The sequence below is a fragment of the Vibrio sp. 1CM23M genome (genome assembly GCF_023161755.1).
GTDB lineage: Bacteria > Pseudomonadota > Gammaproteobacteria > Enterobacterales > Vibrionaceae > Vibrio > Vibrio coralliirubri.
Window position 1 is genome coordinate 265,969 of the sequence record NZ_JALNTR010000001.1, and the last position, 19,291, is coordinate 285,259.

Below are 19,291 nucleotides of genomic sequence, written 5' to 3' on the forward strand. Positions count from 1 at the left end.
AATCACAAAAATCTAATCAAAATTCCGGGAAAAAATCGAGGCAAAAACAACTCATCAACATTCAATAACTTAGTAGTGATACTGCCAGTGTTCAAGGTTGATAAATGGCCATTTGGTGACAATAAATAATTATGCGTTCAGGCTACGGTTTCTGCTTACTGGCTGGAATTTTTACTTACTGGCTAGAGTTTCGCTGCGGAGCGGTTATTGCCGAAGCTCTTACTGGTAGCTTGGTACTGCTGCTTACCGGCGTTAGCTGTGCTCTTTTCGGTACTGTCTTGGCGTCATGTTCATCTGTCGTTTGAAGGCACGGGTAAAGTGGGAAGAATCGGAATACCCCATCTTCGCGCCCACTTGCGTGATCGATAGATCGGACTGCTCTAGCAACTCCAAGACCTGCTCAAGAACCATCTCTTCAATCAAGGTTTTGTAGACCACCCCTTCACTTTCCAACCGACGCTGGATTGTTCTGACATGAATATTCAGAATCTCAGAAGCTAAGCTAATTGGGAGTTTCCCCATCGTGAGATAAGGTTTAATAACAAGCTTAAAAGCGCTCAGGAATGAGCTAGGTAAAGGCTTAGTGAGATCTGATACTTGAGCAATTTTGGGTAAAACAATCGGTGCAAGCATGATGTCTTCAGGGATCTCAAAGGCAGTGACCGGTCTATACGTATAAAACTGAGCACTGCCCATTTGTGGTAGAGATTGAAAACATTCGAGATCGCCATTTTGAATTCCGACCTCAGACGGCTTCCAACGACCTTGTGTTAATACTGAAAGCAGCTCGTTAATGAAAATAACAGAGAACAGTTCAGCGAACTTAAACCACGGTGCGTTAGTAAACGGCTTCTCGCGAACCAACCACCACTTGCCTCCGGATTGCTTGGTATAGACATTCGCACCATTGGATACGAGCTTCAGCTGCTCACCAAATTGGTCTAGCGCGTTTTTCAATGAATCCTGCTGGCTTAGCTTAGCCACAAACCTTGGCACATAGGTTTGCTTGCAAAAACTCCACATAAACAGCGAAAACTCTTCTCTCGACGCAGATTCCCCCATAATCTTGACCACGTTTTTAACTGTTGTCTCAGGGAGATAATCGTAATGGTCATTACTGGTGAGAATATCATTAGGGATTTGGGCACTGCGTAGTAAGGTGTAGATTTCACCATCAATATGTTTGAACAGTTCCGCGAACAATTCGACTTCTTTCTTATCGACAACTGTCATTATCTGAGGGGTATTTGGCATCCTTTCCCTTATCTATTCGTTCACGAACTCAAATTATCACCTTTTTTAAGATAGCAGAACAAACGCCGCGTTACCTAGACCTACTAACCGGATGTCTCCGTCAAAATAACGAATAAACAAACGGTTAGTAGCCAAACTCGTGTTTACTGACTTGGTAGATTACTGAACGGCTAAGTCCGCTCTGCGTACCCAGAATGCTCGTATATGATCGTAAATCAGATTAAACACAAACGCGTAAATGGTAATAAAAATGGTCACGCCGATATCCATTAAAAATGCCTGCCAAATCCCCACATCAAGTAAGTAAGCCATCACTGGGATCGTCGCCACCAGCAAGCCTGCCTCAAATAGCACGACATGAAAAACACGTAACTTTAGCGAACGCTTTGATTTTTCACCCGTGAAGTAGCGATCAAAAATGCGGTTGAAACAGTAGTTCCAAATCATCGCGATGGTCGCAACAATTATCATGGTTCCTGATAAGGCATTCACATCATGATCGGTAAATATCGCTAAGCCTATAATTGATAGTGTGACGGCCAATACTTCAAATAACACAGAGTGAAACACTCTTTCTAACGTACTCATACATTCCTCTAAATAATCTATTACGTGTGGATTGGTCGAGATTATGTCACCTAAAATAATAAGAGAAAGTTAACAGCCATCACGAATAGTGATAGCCTAGGAGTTATTACCCCCTTTGGTATTGAGCGAGAGATAACATGTACAGTTTTGAGCAATTAAAAGTCTTCGTCACTGTGTGTGAAAGTGGCTCTTTCTCTGCCGCCGCTCGCAAACTGAAACGCGCTCAGTCTGGAGTCAGCCAGTCGATCGCGAATCTCGAAATAGCCATCGACCAAGAGCTGTTTAACCGAGAGAAAAACATCCCCGTTTTGACCAACACAGGTAAAGCGTTATTACCTGTCGCTAAGTCGATTCTCGACCAACAAAAGTACTTCGACCAAAAAGTAGAATCGCTCACACAAGAAGATGAGCACGAACTGATCATTGCGGTTGATGAAAGCATCATAGATAAGAATTTCATTAAGATAATCAGCTCACTGGCCGATCAGTTCCCAATCACGCACTTCGATATTATTACGGCCTCAACCTTCGATGTGGAAGACCTCGTAAGACGCGGCAAAGCGCAGATTGGCATCATCTATGCGGATGGTGAACTTAAAGTGGATATGGACTTCTTCTTACTGGGCCAAGCCCGATTTCTTACGGTTAGCTCCGCCACTCACGAACTCAGCCAAATGTCGGTAGTACAAGACTCAGATCTAAAGCGTTACCGCCAATGTGTGCATCGCAGTTCAAAGCAGCGCGAACTGTGGTTCACCTACGGTATTAGTTCAATGCTTTGGTATGCCAACAATCACAAAACGATCATCGATCTCGTTGAACAGAACGTTGGCTGGGCAAATGTGCCTGAAATGATGGTGATGGAAGGCATTCAAAAAGGCGAACTTGTGGCGTTACCTGTCTCACACGAGCATGGTGGTTGGATTACTCCAGTAGGTTGCTTAGTGTCTCGCAGCCATATCAATGGCCCAGTGTTAACAAGTTTACTTGAAAAACTAAAAGGCCACTCATTAGAAAACAATCAATGGCAAGCCAACTAGCCTCCCCCAATTCTTGAGTTCAGCCTATTTCAGCAACTGAATCCTAAGTCAATGACGGTGGTGTTTTCTCCAGCACTACCTCATTTCCGCTTTTAGTGCCGATAATTTTCTTTGTCGTGTGGATAAAACACCCTAGTTGATGTCCCAAAGTGACATAACTACTATGCGATCCCAACGGGTTTGTCTTTTCAAACGAATATAGACAGACCCAAATCGCTCTTTAACACCACTGATCCAACTTCAAATCTCCCAGATAAGCGCTCAGCCTTGCAGTCGCTTACATCGGTTTCAAATAGATCACTTTTTGAATATTGATTCGCACCCAGTTTATGAGCGCTCTTTGAGTGCTTTTTTATATCTAAATGAACCTTTTGGAAAATTTGTCGTGAACGTTTTAAGAAATATTTGCCCTGAGAAAATGGGTAAAGAGCGTAACAAACGAGAGTATGATTTACGCGTACTTAATTGTGTCAGTGAAAGCGAATATGAATCGCGTATGGCGGTTTGGAATAGCCTAGCGTTAACTGCTACTCCGTCTGCTTCGGAAACAAAGGGCTTCATAGATGAGTCTTTCAACAAGCTTCAACAAGACCTGAAAGAGGCTAGCCGTGAGTTGTCGATTAACTACACGGACTTCATCGCAATGGCGCATGAAGAGATCAACTACATTAAGGTGTTTGTTGCTGATAAAACTGCACAATACGGTTGGTACGCTGCGATCGTTCTTATGGTCATCGGCACGGTTGCTCTGTGCATTCAATAGACCAAACGATGTGTTAGATAGAGCTCCTTAAATGCTCCATCGATAAACACATGTAGCACAACTCTGTGCTTGTGCTTCCACTAGAAAACAGATGACCAACCTCATTTGTTTTCTAGTTCTACTCCCCCCTTCACTCTCCCATCAGAGATAGCAAATCCTGCGTCGCTTGTTTTGGGCTTTCAGCGTGACATATCGCTGATACCAAGGCTAATCCATGAATACCAGTCTTAACCAACTGCGGAATGTTCGACTCGTTGATTCCACCGATACCCACAATCGGCAACTTCGTTGTTCCCAAAGCCATTTGAATGCCTTCATAACCCCAATATTTCTTTAGATTCGTCTTAGTCGGTGTGGCAAAAAGCGCACTGAGCCCAATGTAATCGATCGGCAAACTATCGGCTTCTTGAAGCTGTTGCTCAGTTTCGATCGACAGACCAAGAATCTTGTCTGGGCCAATCAACTGACGGGCTAACTCTGCAGGCATATCCGATTGCCCTAAGTGCAAACCATTGGCGTCGACAGCCAATGCAACGTCCACTCGGTCATTGATGATCAGCGGAACACCTGAGCCAACCAAAATCGACTTTACGGCTTGTGCTCGTTCAATGAAGGCCCTTACGTCCCCATGTTTCTCTCTTACTTGAACCATAGTGACGCCACCCGCAACCGCTTGTTCAACCACGACCTTAAGCGTTTCTATATCTTGCTGGTCATCCGTTACTAAATAGAGCTTATAAGGGTTCATATCGTACCTTTGGAGTCGATGTCTAAAATTGGCGTTGTACCATTTTACCGACAAATCGCATCATGTGCATGGAAGTTAATACTAAATTAGCTCAATTAAGCGCGCACCATTGAATATGCAACTCGTTGAAAACATACCGAAAATCCTGGAATTTTTAACGAAAGCGTTACTTATTACACAAACTATTCACTTAAGCCTGTCCAGAACGCTGTTTTATGAAATACTCCACAGTGAAGGAATCAGGTAAATATAGGGATAGTTATGCGCCACCTTTCTATAGCGCTCAAGATCAAGCTAGGTTATGCCATCTGCTTGCTCTTTTTCGTCATTTCAGGCTTTGTGAGTTACAAAGGTATCCAAACCTTGTCGAACGGCTTTAGCCAATACAGCGAACTCAGCCAAAAAGCGACATTATCAAGCAACATTCAAGTGCACTTTCTTCAGATGCGTTTAGCTTCTGAACGTTACTTAGAGTCATTGGATGAACAGTACGAAACGAATTATCAATCAAGCAAACTTGCGATTGATGAACTGCTCAACAACTTAATCCAGTCCACCACCAAAACCGATAGCCTAGCTAGCCTGCAATTAGTGCAAGACAGCGTGGCGGCGTTTGATGTGGCTTATGGGTCAATGAAACAGAGTGAGATCCTCATTGACCAACTGGTCAACGTTGAGATGGTCAAACGAGAAACCAACGCACTGAAAGCGGCTCAGAGCTTGTTGTATGAGTCTTACAATAACAACGATCCAAACGCGAGCTTATACGCGGGCATGTTGATGGAGAATTTCCTCGCAGCCAAGATCACTGTGCTGAGTTACTCAAACAGCAACGACCTCAAAACCTATGAGGCGGGTAAAGATATCTTTGAATACGCGCTACCAGGTATTGAAGGCGACATTGAATCTCTTAAATCATCGCCTTATCAAAGTGAGCTGATTGAAGACTTCTCGAACCAACGCGAAGCGTATGCAAAAGGCTTTGAGCAAGTTCATCAACAAATGATTGAGAACACGCAAAGAACCGCTAGCCTTGCCTCTATTGGTGACAGCTTAGCGATTGCGGTCGCGGATGCTCAAAGTATTCTCGAGCAACAGAAACAAGCGCTCACGCCTGTACTGCAAGCCAGTGAAAAGCGTTCAATTCAAATCATCATATTGCTGACGGGTGTGGCTTTAGTTATTGGCATGACGAGCGCCGTGTTGGTGACTCGCTCTATTACTAAAGGCATCGCACAAGTTAAACAGATCACCAACGAGCTTTCTCAAGGTAACTTAAATGTGGAAGTGAACATTGAGAGCAAAAATGAGATTGGCGAACTGCTGACTAATATGGAGATCACCATTGAGTCTCTGCGCGATATTGTTGGCCAAGTAAACCGCTCTAGTGTGCGCATTGGTGAGATGTCCGAATCTCTTAATCAAGTGACTAACAACAGCTCGACCAACGCAACACAGTTGAACAGTGAGATGATCAACATCTCTTCTGCCGTTGATCAATTGGCTTCCAGCACATCAGAAATTGCGGCAAGTGCTAACCACGCATCTCAAGTTGCTAACCAAGCCACCGAGAATGTGGCGATGGGACTCAAAGAAGTAGACAAAACTCTGCATGAGATTGGCAGCGCCGATGAAAGCATGCAGGTCAGCAGCCAGAAAGTGACTGACCTACACAAAGAGTCGATGAACATTGGTGCCATTCTCGAAGTAATTAAAGGTGTATCTGAGCAAACCAATCTACTGGCATTAAATGCGGCGATTGAAGCCGCTCGTGCGGGTGAACAAGGTCGTGGATTTGCTGTCGTAGCCGATGAAGTGAGAACGCTAGCTAAGCGTACTCAAGATTCTGCGAGCCAGATTGACGAACTCATCACCTCGTTACAACGTGGCGCTAAAGACGCACTCGAATCGATCAAAGAGAGTCACAGCACGGTTTCTGATGCTTCGACTCAGGCGCAACAAGCTTCTCAGAACTTGCATGTTATTAACCAACATATCCAAGATTTGAATCAGGCCAATAGCCAAATCGCGATATCCGTCGATGAGCAGGATTGCTTAACCAAGTCACTGGGTGAAAATGCGCAAGGTGCCAATACCATCGCGCAAAGCAACCAAGAATCGGTCAGCAGTATTTCTGGTGCAGCAAGCAACTTAACCGAGGTTGCTCACCATCTAGAAAGCCAAGTGAATCGATTTAGAACCTAACGAAACCAGCCTTTCACAAAGCTGATACAGTTCTGAGTCACAAACAAAAGCCCCCTACACATAAGTGTCGGGGGCTTTTCTTTAACTAAAGCGTTTTAAGTTAGGCTTCTAACTGATGGCTTAGAGCTAGATTAAGCCTACTGAATCTTCAGACGCTGAATCAGTGTCTCTTCATCTAGTTGATACAACTCATCAAGCAAGTTCATTTGCAAGCTACCTGGGCCACCAGAGTTCTCAGCCGCGATTTCGCCAACCACACCCAACACCGCTGCAGCAGCCAAACCACTTTCATCACCGACAGCAGCAAACGCGCCCGCCAAAGTAGTTAAGGTACAACCCATGCCCGTCACATACGGCATCATTGGGTGCCCGTTATTTAACGTCACAACACAGTCTTTCGTGACAACGTAATCCGTCTCACCAGAAATCACCACATTTGCGCCATATTCAGCCACTAAGCATTGCGCTGCGCCTAATGCAGCATCACTGCTATCTAGTGCATCAACGCCTTTGCTCTGTGCTTGCTCACCCGCTAACGCGATAATCTCAGACGCGTTGCCACGAATGATTAGCTTATCCGCTAAGCGTGCGATTTCTCGAGAAGTCTCGGTACGCAGCGTGCTTGCGCCACAACCTACTGGATCAAGAACCACAACCCTGTTGTTCGCGTTGGCTTGTTCAACCGCGAAGCGCATTCTCGGCGTCCAAACACTGTCTAACGTGCCAATGTTAATCACAAGCGCGCCAGAGAAAGACATCATCTCAGCCAGTTCTTGCTGCGAGTGTGCCATGATAGGCGAAGCGCCAATCGCCAATAACGCATTGGCCGTATTGTTCATCACGACGTAGTTGGTGATGTTCACAACCAGTGGTTTTTGCTCTCGTACTGCGCGCAGCGATTGGATGATTTGTTCAGTTAGCATGGGTAAATCCTTATTCGTGAAAGTCGCTTTTAAGCCGCTGTTGAATCATTAAGAGCGTTCAGCCCTTGCTGCCAAAAAGCCACTTCCATACGCGTTGCGGTTTTGAAGATATGAACGATGTTTTGGCCGCGCTCGCTGTTGATATCAATTTCAGCAAGCAGCTGGTTGAAGTATTCCGCGCCCGTTGCTACGCCAGACTGGAACTCTTCACTGCCATACAGTTGCAGCCAACTTGCGTATGGGTTGCCTTCTAATACGGTATCGCTGCTTTCTAAAAGTGCTTTACCAATCACAGCGTAACCAATGGAACACGGAGCCAGTGCCGCATATAAGTCGACAAGATCACCCGTCATACCCGCATCTAGAACGTAGCGCGTGTAAGCAACTGTACCGAAATCTTCCGGTTCGTTTTCTAGGTCAGATTCAGTTAAACCCCACTGACCACAGTAAGTCACGTGGTGAGAGATTTCAGAATCTAGCAGAGCATGAACACTTGGCAGTGCACGACGCATATCAGCCAGTGTTTTTGCCTTGTAAATCGCTAATGCATAAGCGCGGGCATACTGTTTTAAGAACAGAAAATCTTGTTTCAAATAATGCAGAAAACAAGGCTGAGCGAGTGTGCCGTTTGCCAACGTTTTAACAAAATCATGCTCTGTGTAGTCTTGCCAATCTTGTTGACAGGCTTGGATTAAGTCTTGGTATTTCATGAGATTCCTTAGTCAAAAGTCGGTACGTAGTCAGCGGCTTTTGGTAGTGATTTGATGATGCCTTTGTCGAACATGAACTGTGCATAATCGTCGTAACGCTTTAGGTCTACAGCAGAAGGACGAAGTGCAAAACGAGTCAGTGTGTCGTTCCATGCGCGTTGGTTAAGCTCGTTGTTCAACGTATCTGGTGAATACGCAACAAACTCGCTCCATGACTCTTGTGGGTGGTTCACGATGTAAGTCGTTGCTTGTTCCAATGCTTTATTGAACGCTTTGATCGCTTCATCGTCGTGCTGCTTTGCATTCGCCACAAAGATAAGCTCATCGTAAGCTGGCACACCGTGCTCTTCTGGGAAGAACGCTTTTGCTTTAAAGCCTTCAAGGGCTAATTGGTTAGTTTCAAAGTTACGTAAGCCGCCCCAGATTGCATCTACCTTGCCTGATGCCAATGAAGATGAAAGTGCCCAACCGACATTGATGGTTTGCACATCTGTAAACGCAACGTTTTCTTGCGCTAACATAGTGCCGATAGTCGCTTCTTCGTTTCCTGCGATCGCAATACCGATCTTCTTGCCTTTCAGATCCGCTAACGAATCGTTCTTGCCGTTATCCAGTACCATTAGTGTGTTCAGTGGCGTCGCGATAAGGGTTGATGCACGAACTAAAGGAAGGCCTGCCGCCACATCCATGGTTAAACTTGGTTGGTAAGTTACCGCTAAATCGACCTTACCTGCCGCGACCAATTTTGCTGGCGTGCTTGGGTCTGCAGGTTCTTGAATTTCAATATCTAAGCCTTGGTCAGCAAAGTAGCCACGCTCTTGAGCGATCACAATCGGGCCATGGTTCGGGTTCACAAACCAATCCAACATCAGTGTCAGTTTCTTTTGTTCAGAGTCCGCTAAAGCATGACCTGAAACTAGCGAAGCAAGCAGTGCCACTGCACCTATCAATTTTGTATTTTTCACGGTTAACCTTTCCTTTTGAATATTATTCTTATGTTGAGCGAAGCCATCATTGGTTTTCCCAAGGGATAGCTTTTTTGAGTAATTTATCTGTAACGAAGTAGAGCGAGATAGACAGCACCGCCAAGATGAACAAGGCAGCAAACATCTCATCAATGATCATGCGCGCGTTGGCCTGCAGCATTAGGTAACCCAGCCCTTCACTCGAACCCACCCACTCCCCGACGACCGCGCCAATTGGGGCAATCACCACCGCCACACGAATGCCAGACGCTAAGGTTGGCAATGCGGCAGGCAGTTGGATATGGCGTAGCAATTGCCACTTCGATGCACCCATCGTCTTGGCAAGATCGAGATAGCCTGTCGGTGTATTACGTAGGCCGTCGTAGCAACATGTGGTCACAGGGAAGAAGATAATGATCGCCGCCATCACCACTTTTGAGGCAATGCCGTAACCAAGCCACAGCATCAATACTGGCGCGATAGCAAACACGGGGATCGCTTGGCTGGCAATTAAGATAGGCAATAGCCAACGCTTTAGCGGATCAAACATCAACATCTGCAGGGCGAAAAATAGCCCCATAGACAATCCGAGTAACAAGCCAAGTAAGATCTCTTGCGCAGTCACCCAAGTGTGTTTGAGTAACACATCGTAACGTTCAATCAGCTTTAAAAAGACTTCTGCTGGCGCTGGCAGAATGAAGCTCGGCATCTCGAAGACAACCACAACTAACTGCCATAAACCGAGAATCACAGCACTGCTGATAAGCAAACGAACAACTGGATTCATCTGACGAGGGCGTGTAGTGGTAGCCTGTGCGTTAGTTGAACGAGCCACAGCTTCGCTTCGCGTTAGATCATTCATAATCACGCTCCAACTGATCTAAGATCGCTTGTTGTAACTCAGCGCATTCTCCATCCAACACTCGTGGTGTTGACGTGAGAGGCACGGATAAAGATTGAGCATTCGCAGGTGTGCCTTGCAACACATACAAATTGTCCGCCAAACGCACCGCTTCTTGTGGATCATGAGTAATCAACACAACGGTTTTATCTCTTAACAATTCACACGCTAAACTTTGCAGCTTGTGTCTTGTTACTGCATCCAGCGCAGAGAAGGGTTCATCCATCAGCACAACTGGCTTGTCTTGCATTAAAGTTCGAGCCAAAGCGACACGTTGACGCATGCCTCCAGACAACTGATCCGGCATCGCATTCGCATAATCAGCCAAACCAACCGCAGCTAACAACTCGAGTGCTTGATTAGTTTGCACTGCTTTATCAGAAGCTGGATTTTGAAAACGATGACTCAGGCAAACATTGTCGATGACCGATAGCCACGGCAATAACAAATCCTGCTGCGCCATGTAAGCGATTCGATCCGTTAAAGGCAATTCATCGGACGTTGCCAATGTGCCCTGCCACTCCACCTTCTCGTCCAACAAGCCAGCCAGATAACGCAATACCGTGGTTTTTCCGCAGCCACTTCGACCCAGCAATACCGTCCACTTACCCGCGTTTAGGCTAAGCGACAACCCAGACAAGGTCGCGTGCTCACTGTCGTTATAACGTAAGGAGGCATTGCTGAGCTGAACACCAACCGTATTAACGGACATTACCGTGTCCAGCGAAGAAGTGATTTACAGGGCCATGACCTTGACCGACTTGTAACTCATCAGCGTGAGCAATCGCGCGAGAAATGTATTGTTTGCCTAGGTCGACAGCCTCTGACAGCGTGTTGCCTTGCGCTAAGAAAGAAGCAATAGCAGAAGAAAGCGTACAACCCGTACCGTGCGTGTTTTTAGTCGGGAAACGCTTAGCGCTAATCAAGGCAGAGGTAGTCTGCAGAATCAGTAGGTCGTTACTGTTCTCATCCTTCTCTAAGTGGCCACCTTTCAAGAGAACGGCTTTAGCACCCAAAGCACGCAGGTCTTCAATCATGCCCTGCATTTCAGCTTCGCTTTCAGGTACTGGCTTGCCTGTTAATGCTGCGCCTTCAGGTAAATTAGGAGTAATGATGTCTGCCAGCGGAATCAACTCTTGCTTTAGCGTCGTGATAGCCGAGTTTTCTAGAAGAAGGTCACCACTTGTCGCGACCATCACAGGGTCAATCACTAGATGCTTAGGTTGGTACTGCTTAATTTTGTCCGCAACGACTTTGATGATTTGCGAATCGGCCAACATGCCGACTTTCACAGCTACGATATTGAGATCAGTGAAAACCGCATCTAACTGGCTAGCGACATGGTCGAGTGGAATAGGAAAAATGGCGGAAACGCCTTGCGTGTTCTGAGATGTGATCGCGGTAATTACCGAACAAGCGAAACTACCTGTCGCAGACATAGCTTTAATATCCGCTTGGATACCTGCTCCGCCGCCGCTGTCTGAGCCGGCGATCGTCAATACAATCGGAGTGTTCGTGCGAATCGAACCATCAGCAGAGTGCTGTGAAGCTGAGGCTTTTGGCGTTAAATCTTTTGAAATAGAACTGTGTGTCATTGTCGCTCCTACTATCTTACAAGACGTAGGAGAACGAACACTGATCGAACGAGAAGTCGCAATAGATTCATGAACAGTCTTCATGAGTGCAGACGTAGATCGAGTGCTTATAGTTCCCTACGCCAGTGTTAACTGAATCAGGTTCAACGGGTCTCGACTAACGATCTCAGCAAACACCAAATAAGGTATATGCCCCCCGACTATTGATAGCGATAGTAACAGCACTCTCACAACTGAGATACTGATTTTATTCAATTATAAGAATTACGCATGAATAAATTTCAATTAGGCACTACAAAACAAACACTTATAACGTTCCTTTAGCTGGCTTCGACTGTATAAACAAGCACAGCACAATCAGAGACATACCTAGCCAGCCTGTAAAAGGAATCAGCTCACCGACAACGCAGACGGCAAGCACCGCTGCAACTACTGGTTCAAACAGAGTCAGCAGATTGGCACTGCTCGCGGTGACATGGCGTAAACCAAAACTGAAGGCGACATAGCCCAAGCATTGTGGGATTAAGGTCAGATAACTGATCACTAATACGTTGGTCTGCGAGGAAAACAGGTTATCACCCGTAAACCAGAGTGTTGGCAGCAACAGTATCGCGCCGAGGCCAAAAATACTGCCCATCGCCGCTTGCGACTTAATCCCTTTATCTATCAGTGCTTTTGTCGCCCAAGAATAAATGGCGTAACACAACCCCGCGAGCAGACCTAAAGCAATACCCAATAGCTTGAGATCATCACCGGATTCGCTCACCGATGAAGATTCTGAAAACACCAACATCCCAATACCCACCACACCAATTGCAAAGCTAGTGAGCCAACGTCGGTTGATATTATTCTTTTTGCTAATCAGACACTCTAACAATGCAGAAAAGAAAGGTGCTGTAGCAATCGAAACCACGGTACCAATCGCCACGCCAGATAATTTCATTGAAGAATAGAAAGCTAAAGGATAGACCGCCAAAGCCAAAGCGCTCACTGCCAACAGCCTCTTGTTCTGCCAAAGTTTGTCGAAAGCGAATAGGATTTTTCGATACGCTAAGCCCGCTTGCATTAGGCCGCCAACGCCCATAGAGAAAGCGCCAATCGCCAATGGACTTAGATCGGGAGCAAAACTTGCGGCAGTGCCTGTCGTGCCCCATAAAATAGAAGCAAACAAGATGGCTAAAGTGCCCGTTTGGAATTCGTTAATGCGATTGATGGCAAGATTCATTTCTATTACCCAATTTTCAGTTCTGAAATAGATAATAGTGAAAATTGATAAAAGTTAGTTTGCTGAAAGGACGCTATTGTTGTTTCTAAAGACTGTCTTTCATTGAGCCTAGAAACGCCCTTGGAGACATTCCAAAGTGCTGAGAGAAGCGACGACTGAAAGCAGATACATCACTATACCCCACATTTTCGGCAATCAACTGAACCGGTAAATCGGTGTGGGTTAACAAGGCTTGGGCTTTCTCCATACGATATCGAGTGATGTATTTAAGCGCACTGATCCCCAGGCACTCTTTGAAGCGTTTTTTGAATTGGGTAGGGCTCAAACAGGCCGTTTCAGCAAGTTGTGAAATGGATAACGGCTGGGTGTAGTTATCCGCAATCAACCTCTGTACCGCACGGATTCGAGGGTCGATGCTCTTGCTCACTTGTTGTTGATCTAACAGCAGTGAAAACACATCCAAGATTGATGACTCAATACCACTATCGACCTGATACTCCAGCTGCTTCTCAACAAACAACAAGAAGCTCATCAAAGGTGGTGTTATCGTGAAAACCGAGAGCTCATGTTCTAACAAGTGCTGCGGCAACTCCGCCATATCCGCGACAATAAACCGCGCGGCTTCATCCGCCTTAAACGCATGCGCTGTGGTTACCGGAATCACCACACATTCTCCCACGGCCACCTTACCGACATACCCCACCATCTCGATATTGATACTGCCTTGGATCGGCAATACCAATTGATGATGGTCATCATGAGCATGAGTATTAAATTGCTTGGTGTAAGATCGAATGCTTAAGCTAGATTTCATAATCAACGCCGGAGTACATTTCGCTAGGTTAAAGTAAGAGATACAAAGTTACATTATCACTTCCCTAGAGTCACACTCAATGCGCATCAAATTCATGCTAGCTAGGCGACATGATCAAAAACGGCCTCCAAACAAGAGGCCGTTTTGATTAAAAAGCGTCATTCACATAAACGTTAGAATGACACTTGGCTGTCTTGACCAACCGTTACTTGCACGCCATTTTGAGCTTCGTATATTGCGAACCCAGCGGCTAGTGGCGCTGCATTATCTTCATCACTGTCATGCTGTGCGGTACAGGTATAACCCAATGAGTAAGTACCTGGATCAATAAAGCCCAGTGAGAATTCAAAATTAGTTTGGTCTTCACCAAGCACAACGGAAGTTGAAGTGACTGGTTTTACTTCCTCACTACCACCAATCGGTGTCATGTCATCTTTGTCGATGTTGCCTTCATACAAGTAGACCGCCTGAACAAATGTATTATCGGTTGTAAGCCTACAAGCATCAAAGGTTTGCTTCGCAACAGTACCTTCAATATTTCCGGTCTCAACCGTATTGATAAGGCTTACAGACGTTCTTTGAATAGTGTAATCAGGATATGTTGAACTGTTCTTTAGGCCGCGTCGAAGATCGAACTCGACAACAAAATCGTTACTCTGTTGGTTCACATTAAATAAATCATTAAAGTAAAGCACGCCAGCGTTATCTTCTTTACCCACACCTTGCGGGCACGCCCCATTACCTTTCACCGTTAACTCACGGGGCGTATCATCGTTTTCTATCACGTAAGATGGATCTGTTGGGTGATCGCCATCATTGGCAAACACACACAACTTATAGCTGCCTACCGGAATGACCTCATTTTCAATCAAAGGAAGCGCATCGCTGCCTTGGTAATCCAGCAAATTCACACTTAATGGAATCGGATCCTCACCATCTGGCAATGGATCGCCATTTTCATCAACGTAATCGCCGTTTTCGTCCGTTTTATACACATCATAAATCAGTGGCGAACCTCCCCCTTGAGGAAGTAAAGCGACCTTACTGAATGTCACAGTTACGTCTTTAACATCATCAATGGGCGCATCACTCACGCTCAAAGTAATGGGTGTCGTGCTGCTTGATGAACCTGAATCACCGCCACAACCAACAAGCCCAGCCAGCACAAGGCTCGCTAAAGCGGTTTCCTTTAAATACTTCATAACTAATTTCCTATAAATCACTGCTCGATAAAGGGCTTAGTTTGTTGCCCTCTTATTCTTTTCCTTAATGTGACTCATAGACAAACCGCGTTTATGGCCCAAATCGGCTAGCCCTATTATTTAGGGCTGTCTTCATCCAAAAACTCTGTTCATCAAGGTGCACATCTCAGGTCGCACATAGGTTAATTAAGTCTAGTAAGTAAATTGTCAGTAGTCGCACATATTTGGCAAGGTTGCTGTCAATTGTGTTGGAATGGTCGGTATGTATAGGGTCGGAGAGGATGATTGAAAGCACTCAAATCAAAGTCAAAAATCGCCCCCAAGATCAAAAAAGGCCGTTAAGACAGCCTATTGCTGAACTTAAACGACCTTTTTATTGAATGTGGATAACGCTAATTCGATATTAGCTCATTCAAATTCACTTATTTTTGAAGTTGCTCTTTAGCCGCTTCAACCTTAGAAAAATCTAGGCCAAGCTCTTCAACTGCTTCTTTGATTAGCGCAGGGTTTTGCATCACCTGACCCATCAGCATTTGAAGCTTATCTTGTGGTAAACCAAGTTGGCTGATTGTCGCCATTGCTGCAAGAGGGTTCTCTGTCAGCGTTTTGAATAGCTCACTGATCTGCTCGTCGCTAATATTGTTCTCTTTCAACATTGCTAAAATCGGATTCATTTTTTTGCCTTTGAAACACTAAATTAAATAGGAGCACAGCATATCATCTAGCTGTGCTCGATTGTACTAACAAGTGACGCTTTGGTTTAACGCGAACCGCACTTTTCCCAAACGCAAACAATGCTTGGCTTAACGAGATTCCAGTGGGTAAGAACGGTAGCTCCACATGCCATAAGTTCTTAAAGCATCACGGTAGATACCTAATAGCTCACCACTGCTCGCTTTCTTAAGATCTTCTAGCGGCTTGTCTGGGTAAGAAACCGTATCGAAGGTAATGCCCTGAGGGCCAGTTTGCCAGCTCGCAATTTCAAACAGAGTTTGACCACGACGAACATGGCTTGCCGAGCTAATAATGGTCGCGTGCTTAATATCATGACGAGCAAGCGCATAGCTACTGAATAAGGCATTGCCTACCGTGCTGGTCGCGTAATTCTCTTCAATGATGCGATCTTTGCTTACCCCTTTTTCGATAAGCCAATCTGCCATCAACTTACCTTCTGTCTTGTGGTTCTTAGGCACGCCACCCGTTAACACGATCATTGCATCAGGGTTCGCTTTCGACATTGCTAATGTGGTTTCAAGGCGTTCAATCAAGATTTGATGCATAGAACCATCAGGGTTAAGCGCGTAGCCCAAAGTCACAATGGCGCCATGTTCATCCAATAACCCTTTGTCCGCCGACTCTTTCAACGGTGTTTCCAACACGCGGTCAACCGTAGCAAAAATACGTTTGATGTCTTCTGCTTTACCTTTGTTCAGGCTTTCCAGTTTCTCCATATGCTTGTTGGATTCATTTTCATTACCTTCAAATCTTTGCCAAACCGCGAGGTAAGCGTGAAGGTCAACATCGTCTGGCGCAACCGTCAATGCTTGCTCAAATAGCTCAATAGCGCGCTCTGCATTCTTGTTGTAGATCTGAGCATTGGCAGCCGAAATCAACAGGTCAGTACGGTAAGGTTCTAGCTGGTACGCCTCTAACAATCGGTTAGTCACAATTTCCATGTTGCTTGGCATTTTAGCCGTGAAGCCCGCGTGAGAAATTCTTGCCGGAGACTTAAACGCCTGCAACGCATCAAGAAGTAATTGGTCGACAACTTGTCGCTTAGTCACCAACTGCGCGTAATCCGCTGAAGCCTGTACTGCGCCATCGTTAGCAGCAAAAGAATAAGGTGTTGCGCCAAAAGCGAGCATGCCACCAAGAGCGAGGGCGATAATGTTCTTTTTCATGGAAAGATCCTGTGTCGTTAAGTGTTCACATCAGATTTGCTCACCAATGTAAGTCCCTAAGATTAAAAAACTGTGAACCACACCAGAATCTCCGAGGTTAATATTCATTTGTTGCATAAGGTGTGGCAACAGATCACGATTTTGAACTTACCAATAAGCCTGTGTATCCAGATAATTTTGGTTTAAAGGGGAATTCACCGATCATTTTGGAATATCTAACTGCGGATTTCATACGCCCTATTCCACCGAAAACCACCCATCACAAATCCAAACTCCGCAGAAAACAACACGCCCAAACAACAACTTTAAGCTCATTTTTTCAACAACTTAAAATCCAACACACCGAATTGTTCGATGTTGATCCTACCCACAGATAACGAAGCTCTAAACATATGGCCGCGAAATGCGAATCGACATATTTTCAAATAATTCAAAATCAATCATTGAACGATCGTTCAAGTGGTGCTTTAATAAATGACCAATACAAGGAGTTACCCCATGCTTAAGTTCTATTTTCACCAAACACCAAACCCAATGAAGATCGCTCTGTTTTTGGAAGAGACAGGCCTAGATTTTGAACTTGTTCCTGTCGATACCTTAAAGGGTGAGCAGCATTCACCGGAATATCGTTTAATCAATCCAAATGGCAAAACGCCTGCGATTGAAGACGAAGGACAACGTGTATTCGACTCTAACGCTATCCTGCTGTACCTATCTGAGAAAACAGGCAAGCTAGCTGGTCAGCCAGAAGATAGAGCCGAACTGCTCTCTTGGATGATGTTTATCGCGAGCGGCCTTGGTCCATACTCTGGCCAATCGGTACACTTCCGTCATGCTGCGCCAGCAGGCTTAGATTACGCGGTAAACCGTTATCTACGCGAAGCACAACGTCACTACGAGGTGTTAGAGAAACATATGGAAGGTCGTGAGTTTTTCGTCGGAAATGAGTACACCATTGTCGATGTCGCGGCATGGGGTTGGGTTGATAAAGCACCTTTCGTGCTTGGTGAAGAAGGCCTAGCACCTTACCCGAACTTAAAGCGCTGGTTCGATGCAATCAACGCCCGCCCTGCCGCACTGCGTGCTCGCGAAATCGGCAAAGGCGTTGAATTTAAAACCGAACGTGATGAAGAGGCACTTAGAGCGTTATTCCCATCTAACTTCGCTGAATAGCAGTAACAGTAACAAGAACTCTATTACCGACACTCACCAATTAAGCGTTCAGAACATGAATACGAAGCTCAGTTACGCACTGAGCCGTATTGTCAAAACAGAGCTTGATTGGTGAGTTAAGCTCGTTCTATTAAGTTCATCCGTTATAAAGCTCGCCTGTTATAAAGCAATCCTTATCTATTTCCTTTAAAGCCTTTAGAAGCAGTACCGACTCTCGATTTCAAACGTGTAGAAACAGACGTTGCGCGAATACGACCAACCACTGTCCAGAAAATTACGAATTGAGTAATGAGTAAGGTCAGCATCTTAAAAGAACCTCATTTCTAACGGCTTTGACTGCTTGGTTTTTCGCCTTTTATGGATATAAATAAACACTAATTTTATAACTATGATTGTCATGACTAACTCGATGAAGAACAAAGGAGCGCTTATTCTACAAATTGAATGACATCAGACATCACAGAAGGCTTACATATCAGTTATAAAAATATAAACAAAATATAAAGTAATATTTATCAATAGCTTGTCACTCGGCCCCATAACGACCAGGTTTGTTGAAATCAAAAAGGACTTCTATTCATTTCTCATATTATAAAACGATAATCGTTTGATGATGCGCACATTCAAACAACTATGCACAATAACGGCTCATCACAATAGAGGTCGTTATGCCGAACTTTCTAGTCCACATTTTTAATACACTAAAGCAATATGATTTGCTGCTTGCCCTTGTATTTATTCTTGCCTATTGGCTTCTCAAGCGCTTTATTTCGACGACCGTTATCAACCTTGCACAGGTAAAGTCTGTCGCGACGACACGCACAATGTTCATCATTCGCTGCTTCAACATTTTCTCGTTCATACTGTTGTTTGCGACCTATATCATCGTCAGTGGAATTGGCTATGGGAACTTCACCATTTTCATCTCGTCCTTGGTGACGGTTTTTGGTGTCGCCTTCATCGCCCAATGGTCAATTCTGAGTAATATCACCGCGAGCTTTCTGATCTTCTTCGTATTCCCTTACCGAATTGGCGATTCAATAATTGTTGCAGATGGTGATGATATCGAAGGAAAGATCCTTGAGATTAAGATGTTTCATACTCTAATCAAACACCCAAGCGGCAACTTAATTGCTTACCCAAATTCTCTGCTGTTGCAGAAAAGCGTAACTAAGGTATTAAAGAAGAACTCTCCACGTACAGAAAGGCCTCGGTAACCGAGGCCTTATCATGTAATAGAGAAGCGAAACGCATTAGTTAGGTTTCAGTTGCTGTTTCTAGTGC

The 19,291-nt window shown here is 45.1% G+C and carries 20 protein-coding genes and 1 riboswitch; of the genes, 5 read left to right on the forward strand and 15 right to left on the reverse strand.

Annotated features, from left to right (window positions below; genetic code table 11):
* Positions 1 to 252 precede the first annotated feature (252 nt).
* Together MSG35_RS01105 and MSG35_RS01110 are read right to left on the reverse strand one after the other, a co-directional pair.
* Positions 253 to 1,233, reverse strand: coding sequence for a helix-turn-helix transcriptional regulator (locus MSG35_RS01105; protein ID WP_348983476.1), 981 nt, complete (start codon positions 1,231 to 1,233; stop codon positions 253 to 255).
* 180 nt (positions 1,234 to 1,413) lie between these two features.
* Positions 1,414 to 1,842, reverse strand: a complete 429-nt coding sequence (locus tag MSG35_RS01110; protein ID WP_248382521.1) for a PACE efflux transporter — start codon at positions 1,840 to 1,842, stop codon at positions 1,414 to 1,416.
* A gap of 137 nt (positions 1,843 to 1,979) precedes the next feature.
* On the opposite strand from MSG35_RS01110, the gene MSG35_RS01115 reads away from it, so the two are divergent.
* Both MSG35_RS01115 and MSG35_RS01120 read left to right on the forward strand, forming a co-directional pair.
* The gene (locus MSG35_RS01115) at positions 1,980 to 2,882 is read left to right on the forward strand and encodes a LysR family transcriptional regulator (RefSeq protein ID WP_048606118.1); all 903 of its coding nucleotides are present in this window, start codon (positions 1,980 to 1,982) and stop codon (positions 2,880 to 2,882) included.
* Between the two features lie 418 nt (positions 2,883 to 3,300).
* Entirely contained in the window at positions 3,301 to 3,645 is a 345-nt protein-coding gene (locus MSG35_RS01120) for a hypothetical protein (RefSeq protein WP_017064409.1), read from the forward strand.
* 130 nt (positions 3,646 to 3,775) lie between these two features.
* On the opposite strand, the gene thiE is transcribed toward MSG35_RS01120, so the two are convergent.
* Positions 3,776 to 4,393, reverse strand: a complete 618-nt coding sequence (gene thiE, locus MSG35_RS01125; protein WP_248382522.1) for a thiamine phosphate synthase — start codon at positions 4,391 to 4,393, stop codon at positions 3,776 to 3,778.
* Between the two features lie 261 nt (positions 4,394 to 4,654).
* Here thiE and MSG35_RS01130 point away from each other — a divergent pair, with 261 nt between their 5' ends.
* Positions 4,655 to 6,598, forward strand: a complete 1,944-nt coding sequence (locus tag MSG35_RS01130; RefSeq protein ID WP_248382524.1) for a methyl-accepting chemotaxis protein — start codon at positions 4,655 to 4,657, stop codon at positions 6,596 to 6,598.
* A 137-nt stretch (positions 6,599 to 6,735) separates the two neighbouring features.
* On the opposite strand, the gene thiM is transcribed toward MSG35_RS01130, so the two are convergent.
* The 11 genes from thiM to MSG35_RS01185 form a co-directional block, all read right to left on the reverse strand.
* A complete protein-coding gene (thiM, locus tag MSG35_RS01135) occupies positions 6,736 to 7,521 on the reverse strand; it encodes a hydroxyethylthiazole kinase (RefSeq protein ID WP_248382526.1) in 786 nt (261 codons plus the stop codon).
* Positions 7,522 to 7,550: 29 nt separating this feature from the next.
* On the reverse strand, positions 7,551 to 8,231 hold the full coding sequence (gene tenA / locus MSG35_RS01140) for a thiaminase II (protein WP_004731635.1): 681 nt from the start codon (positions 8,229 to 8,231) through the stop codon (positions 7,551 to 7,553).
* Positions 8,232 to 8,239: 8 nt separating this feature from the next.
* The gene (locus MSG35_RS01145; protein WP_017068449.1) at positions 8,240 to 9,196 is read right to left on the reverse strand and encodes an ABC transporter substrate-binding protein; all 957 of its coding nucleotides are present in this window, start codon (positions 9,194 to 9,196) and stop codon (positions 8,240 to 8,242) included.
* Positions 9,197 to 9,242: 46 nt separating this feature from the next.
* Complete coding sequence (locus MSG35_RS01150) at positions 9,243 to 10,058, reverse strand: ABC transporter permease (RefSeq protein ID WP_248382527.1); 816 nt, start codon at positions 10,056 to 10,058, stop codon at positions 9,243 to 9,245.
* The gene (locus tag MSG35_RS01155) at positions 10,051 to 10,809 is read right to left on the reverse strand and encodes an ABC transporter ATP-binding protein (RefSeq protein ID WP_248382528.1); all 759 of its coding nucleotides are present in this window, start codon (positions 10,807 to 10,809) and stop codon (positions 10,051 to 10,053) included. Before MSG35_RS01155 ends, MSG35_RS01150 begins: the two co-directional genes overlap by 8 nt.
* Positions 10,799 to 11,692, reverse strand: a complete 894-nt coding sequence (thiD, locus tag MSG35_RS01160) for a bifunctional hydroxymethylpyrimidine kinase/phosphomethylpyrimidine kinase (protein ID WP_248382529.1) — start codon at positions 11,690 to 11,692, stop codon at positions 10,799 to 10,801. The genes MSG35_RS01155 and thiD overlap by 11 nt, the downstream gene beginning before the upstream one ends.
* A gap of 97 nt (positions 11,693 to 11,789) precedes the next feature.
* Positions 11,790 to 11,901, reverse strand: a riboswitch (TPP riboswitch).
* Between the two features lie 98 nt (positions 11,902 to 11,999).
* The gene (locus MSG35_RS01165; RefSeq protein WP_048606106.1) at positions 12,000 to 12,917 is read right to left on the reverse strand and encodes an EamA family transporter; all 918 of its coding nucleotides are present in this window, start codon (positions 12,915 to 12,917) and stop codon (positions 12,000 to 12,002) included.
* Positions 12,918 to 13,002: 85 nt separating this feature from the next.
* Positions 13,003 to 13,731: an AraC family transcriptional regulator gene (locus tag MSG35_RS01170; RefSeq protein WP_048606104.1), complete on the reverse strand. Its 729-nt coding sequence runs from the start codon at positions 13,729 to 13,731 to the stop codon at positions 13,003 to 13,005.
* Between the two features lie 173 nt (positions 13,732 to 13,904).
* Positions 13,905 to 14,933 carry a DUF4382 domain-containing protein gene (locus MSG35_RS01175; RefSeq protein WP_248382530.1) on the reverse strand — a complete coding sequence of 343 codons (1,029 nt, stop codon included), beginning with the start codon at positions 14,931 to 14,933 and terminating at the stop codon, positions 13,905 to 13,907.
* A gap of 422 nt (positions 14,934 to 15,355) precedes the next feature.
* Positions 15,356 to 15,607, reverse strand: a complete 252-nt coding sequence (locus MSG35_RS01180) for a DUF2999 family protein (protein WP_004731647.1) — start codon at positions 15,605 to 15,607, stop codon at positions 15,356 to 15,358.
* A gap of 129 nt (positions 15,608 to 15,736) precedes the next feature.
* On the reverse strand, positions 15,737 to 16,834 hold the full coding sequence (locus MSG35_RS01185; RefSeq protein WP_248382531.1) for a YdcF family protein: 1,098 nt from the start codon (positions 16,832 to 16,834) through the stop codon (positions 15,737 to 15,739).
* Positions 16,835 to 17,332: 498 nt separating this feature from the next.
* Between MSG35_RS01185 and MSG35_RS01190 the strand changes: the two genes are divergently transcribed.
* Positions 17,333 to 18,007, forward strand: a complete 675-nt coding sequence (locus MSG35_RS01190; protein WP_248382532.1) for a glutathione binding-like protein — start codon at positions 17,333 to 17,335, stop codon at positions 18,005 to 18,007.
* A 173-nt stretch (positions 18,008 to 18,180) separates the two neighbouring features.
* On the opposite strand, the gene MSG35_RS24005 is transcribed toward MSG35_RS01190, so the two are convergent.
* Positions 18,181 to 18,312: a hypothetical protein gene (locus MSG35_RS24005; protein ID WP_256798065.1), complete on the reverse strand. Its 132-nt coding sequence runs from the start codon at positions 18,310 to 18,312 to the stop codon at positions 18,181 to 18,183.
* Positions 18,313 to 18,675: 363 nt separating this feature from the next.
* Here MSG35_RS24005 and MSG35_RS01195 point away from each other — a divergent pair, with 363 nt between their 5' ends.
* Positions 18,676 to 19,224: a mechanosensitive ion channel family protein gene (locus tag MSG35_RS01195; RefSeq protein ID WP_017092057.1), complete on the forward strand. Its 549-nt coding sequence runs from the start codon at positions 18,676 to 18,678 to the stop codon at positions 19,222 to 19,224.
* Positions 19,225 to 19,291: the final 67 nt, after the last annotated feature.

What these genes read in the sequence shown, in the direction of transcription:
- MSG35_RS01105 (WP_348983476.1), bottom strand. Translation starts at nt 1,233, where the DNA reads ATGACAGTTGTCGATAAGAAAGAAGTCGAATTGTTCGCGGAACTGTTC.
- MSG35_RS01110 (WP_248382521.1), bottom strand. Translation starts at nt 1,842, where the DNA reads ATGAGTACGTTAGAAAGAGTGTTTCACTCTGTGTTATTTGAAGTATTG.
- MSG35_RS01115 (WP_048606118.1), top strand. Translation starts at nt 1,980, where the DNA reads ATGTACAGTTTTGAGCAATTAAAAGTCTTCGTCACTGTGTGTGAAAGT.
- MSG35_RS01120 (WP_017064409.1), top strand. Translation starts at nt 3,301, where the DNA reads ATGGGTAAAGAGCGTAACAAACGAGAGTATGATTTACGCGTACTTAAT.
- thiE (WP_248382522.1), bottom strand. Translation starts at nt 4,393, where the DNA reads ATGAACCCTTATAAGCTCTATTTAGTAACGGATGACCAGCAAGATATA.
- MSG35_RS01130 (WP_248382524.1), top strand. Translation starts at nt 4,655, where the DNA reads ATGCGCCACCTTTCTATAGCGCTCAAGATCAAGCTAGGTTATGCCATC.
- thiM (WP_248382526.1), bottom strand. Translation starts at nt 7,521, where the DNA reads ATGCTAACTGAACAAATCATCCAATCGCTGCGCGCAGTACGAGAGCAA.
- tenA (WP_004731635.1), bottom strand. Translation starts at nt 8,231, where the DNA reads ATGAAATACCAAGACTTAATCCAAGCCTGTCAACAAGATTGGCAAGAC.
- MSG35_RS01150 (WP_248382527.1), bottom strand. Translation starts at nt 10,058, where the DNA reads ATGAATGATCTAACGCGAAGCGAAGCTGTGGCTCGTTCAACTAACGCA.
- MSG35_RS01155 (WP_248382528.1), bottom strand. Translation starts at nt 10,809, where the DNA reads ATGTCCGTTAATACGGTTGGTGTTCAGCTCAGCAATGCCTCCTTACGT.
- thiD (WP_248382529.1), bottom strand. Translation starts at nt 11,692, where the DNA reads ATGACACACAGTTCTATTTCAAAAGATTTAACGCCAAAAGCCTCAGCT.
- MSG35_RS01165 (WP_048606106.1), bottom strand. Translation starts at nt 12,917, where the DNA reads ATGAATCTTGCCATCAATCGCATTAACGAATTCCAAACGGGCACTTTA.
- MSG35_RS01170 (WP_048606104.1), bottom strand. Translation starts at nt 13,731, where the DNA reads ATGAAATCTAGCTTAAGCATTCGATCTTACACCAAGCAATTTAATACT.
- MSG35_RS01175 (WP_248382530.1), bottom strand. Translation starts at nt 14,933, where the DNA reads ATGAAGTATTTAAAGGAAACCGCTTTAGCGAGCCTTGTGCTGGCTGGG.
- MSG35_RS01180 (WP_004731647.1), bottom strand. Translation starts at nt 15,607, where the DNA reads ATGAATCCGATTTTAGCAATGTTGAAAGAGAACAATATTAGCGACGAG.
- MSG35_RS01185 (WP_248382531.1), bottom strand. Translation starts at nt 16,834, where the DNA reads ATGAAAAAGAACATTATCGCCCTCGCTCTTGGTGGCATGCTCGCTTTT.
- MSG35_RS01190 (WP_248382532.1), top strand. Translation starts at nt 17,333, where the DNA reads ATGCTTAAGTTCTATTTTCACCAAACACCAAACCCAATGAAGATCGCT.
- MSG35_RS24005 (WP_256798065.1), bottom strand. Translation starts at nt 18,312, where the DNA reads ATGCTGACCTTACTCATTACTCAATTCGTAATTTTCTGGACAGTGGTT.
- MSG35_RS01195 (WP_017092057.1), top strand. Translation starts at nt 18,676, where the DNA reads ATGCCGAACTTTCTAGTCCACATTTTTAATACACTAAAGCAATATGAT.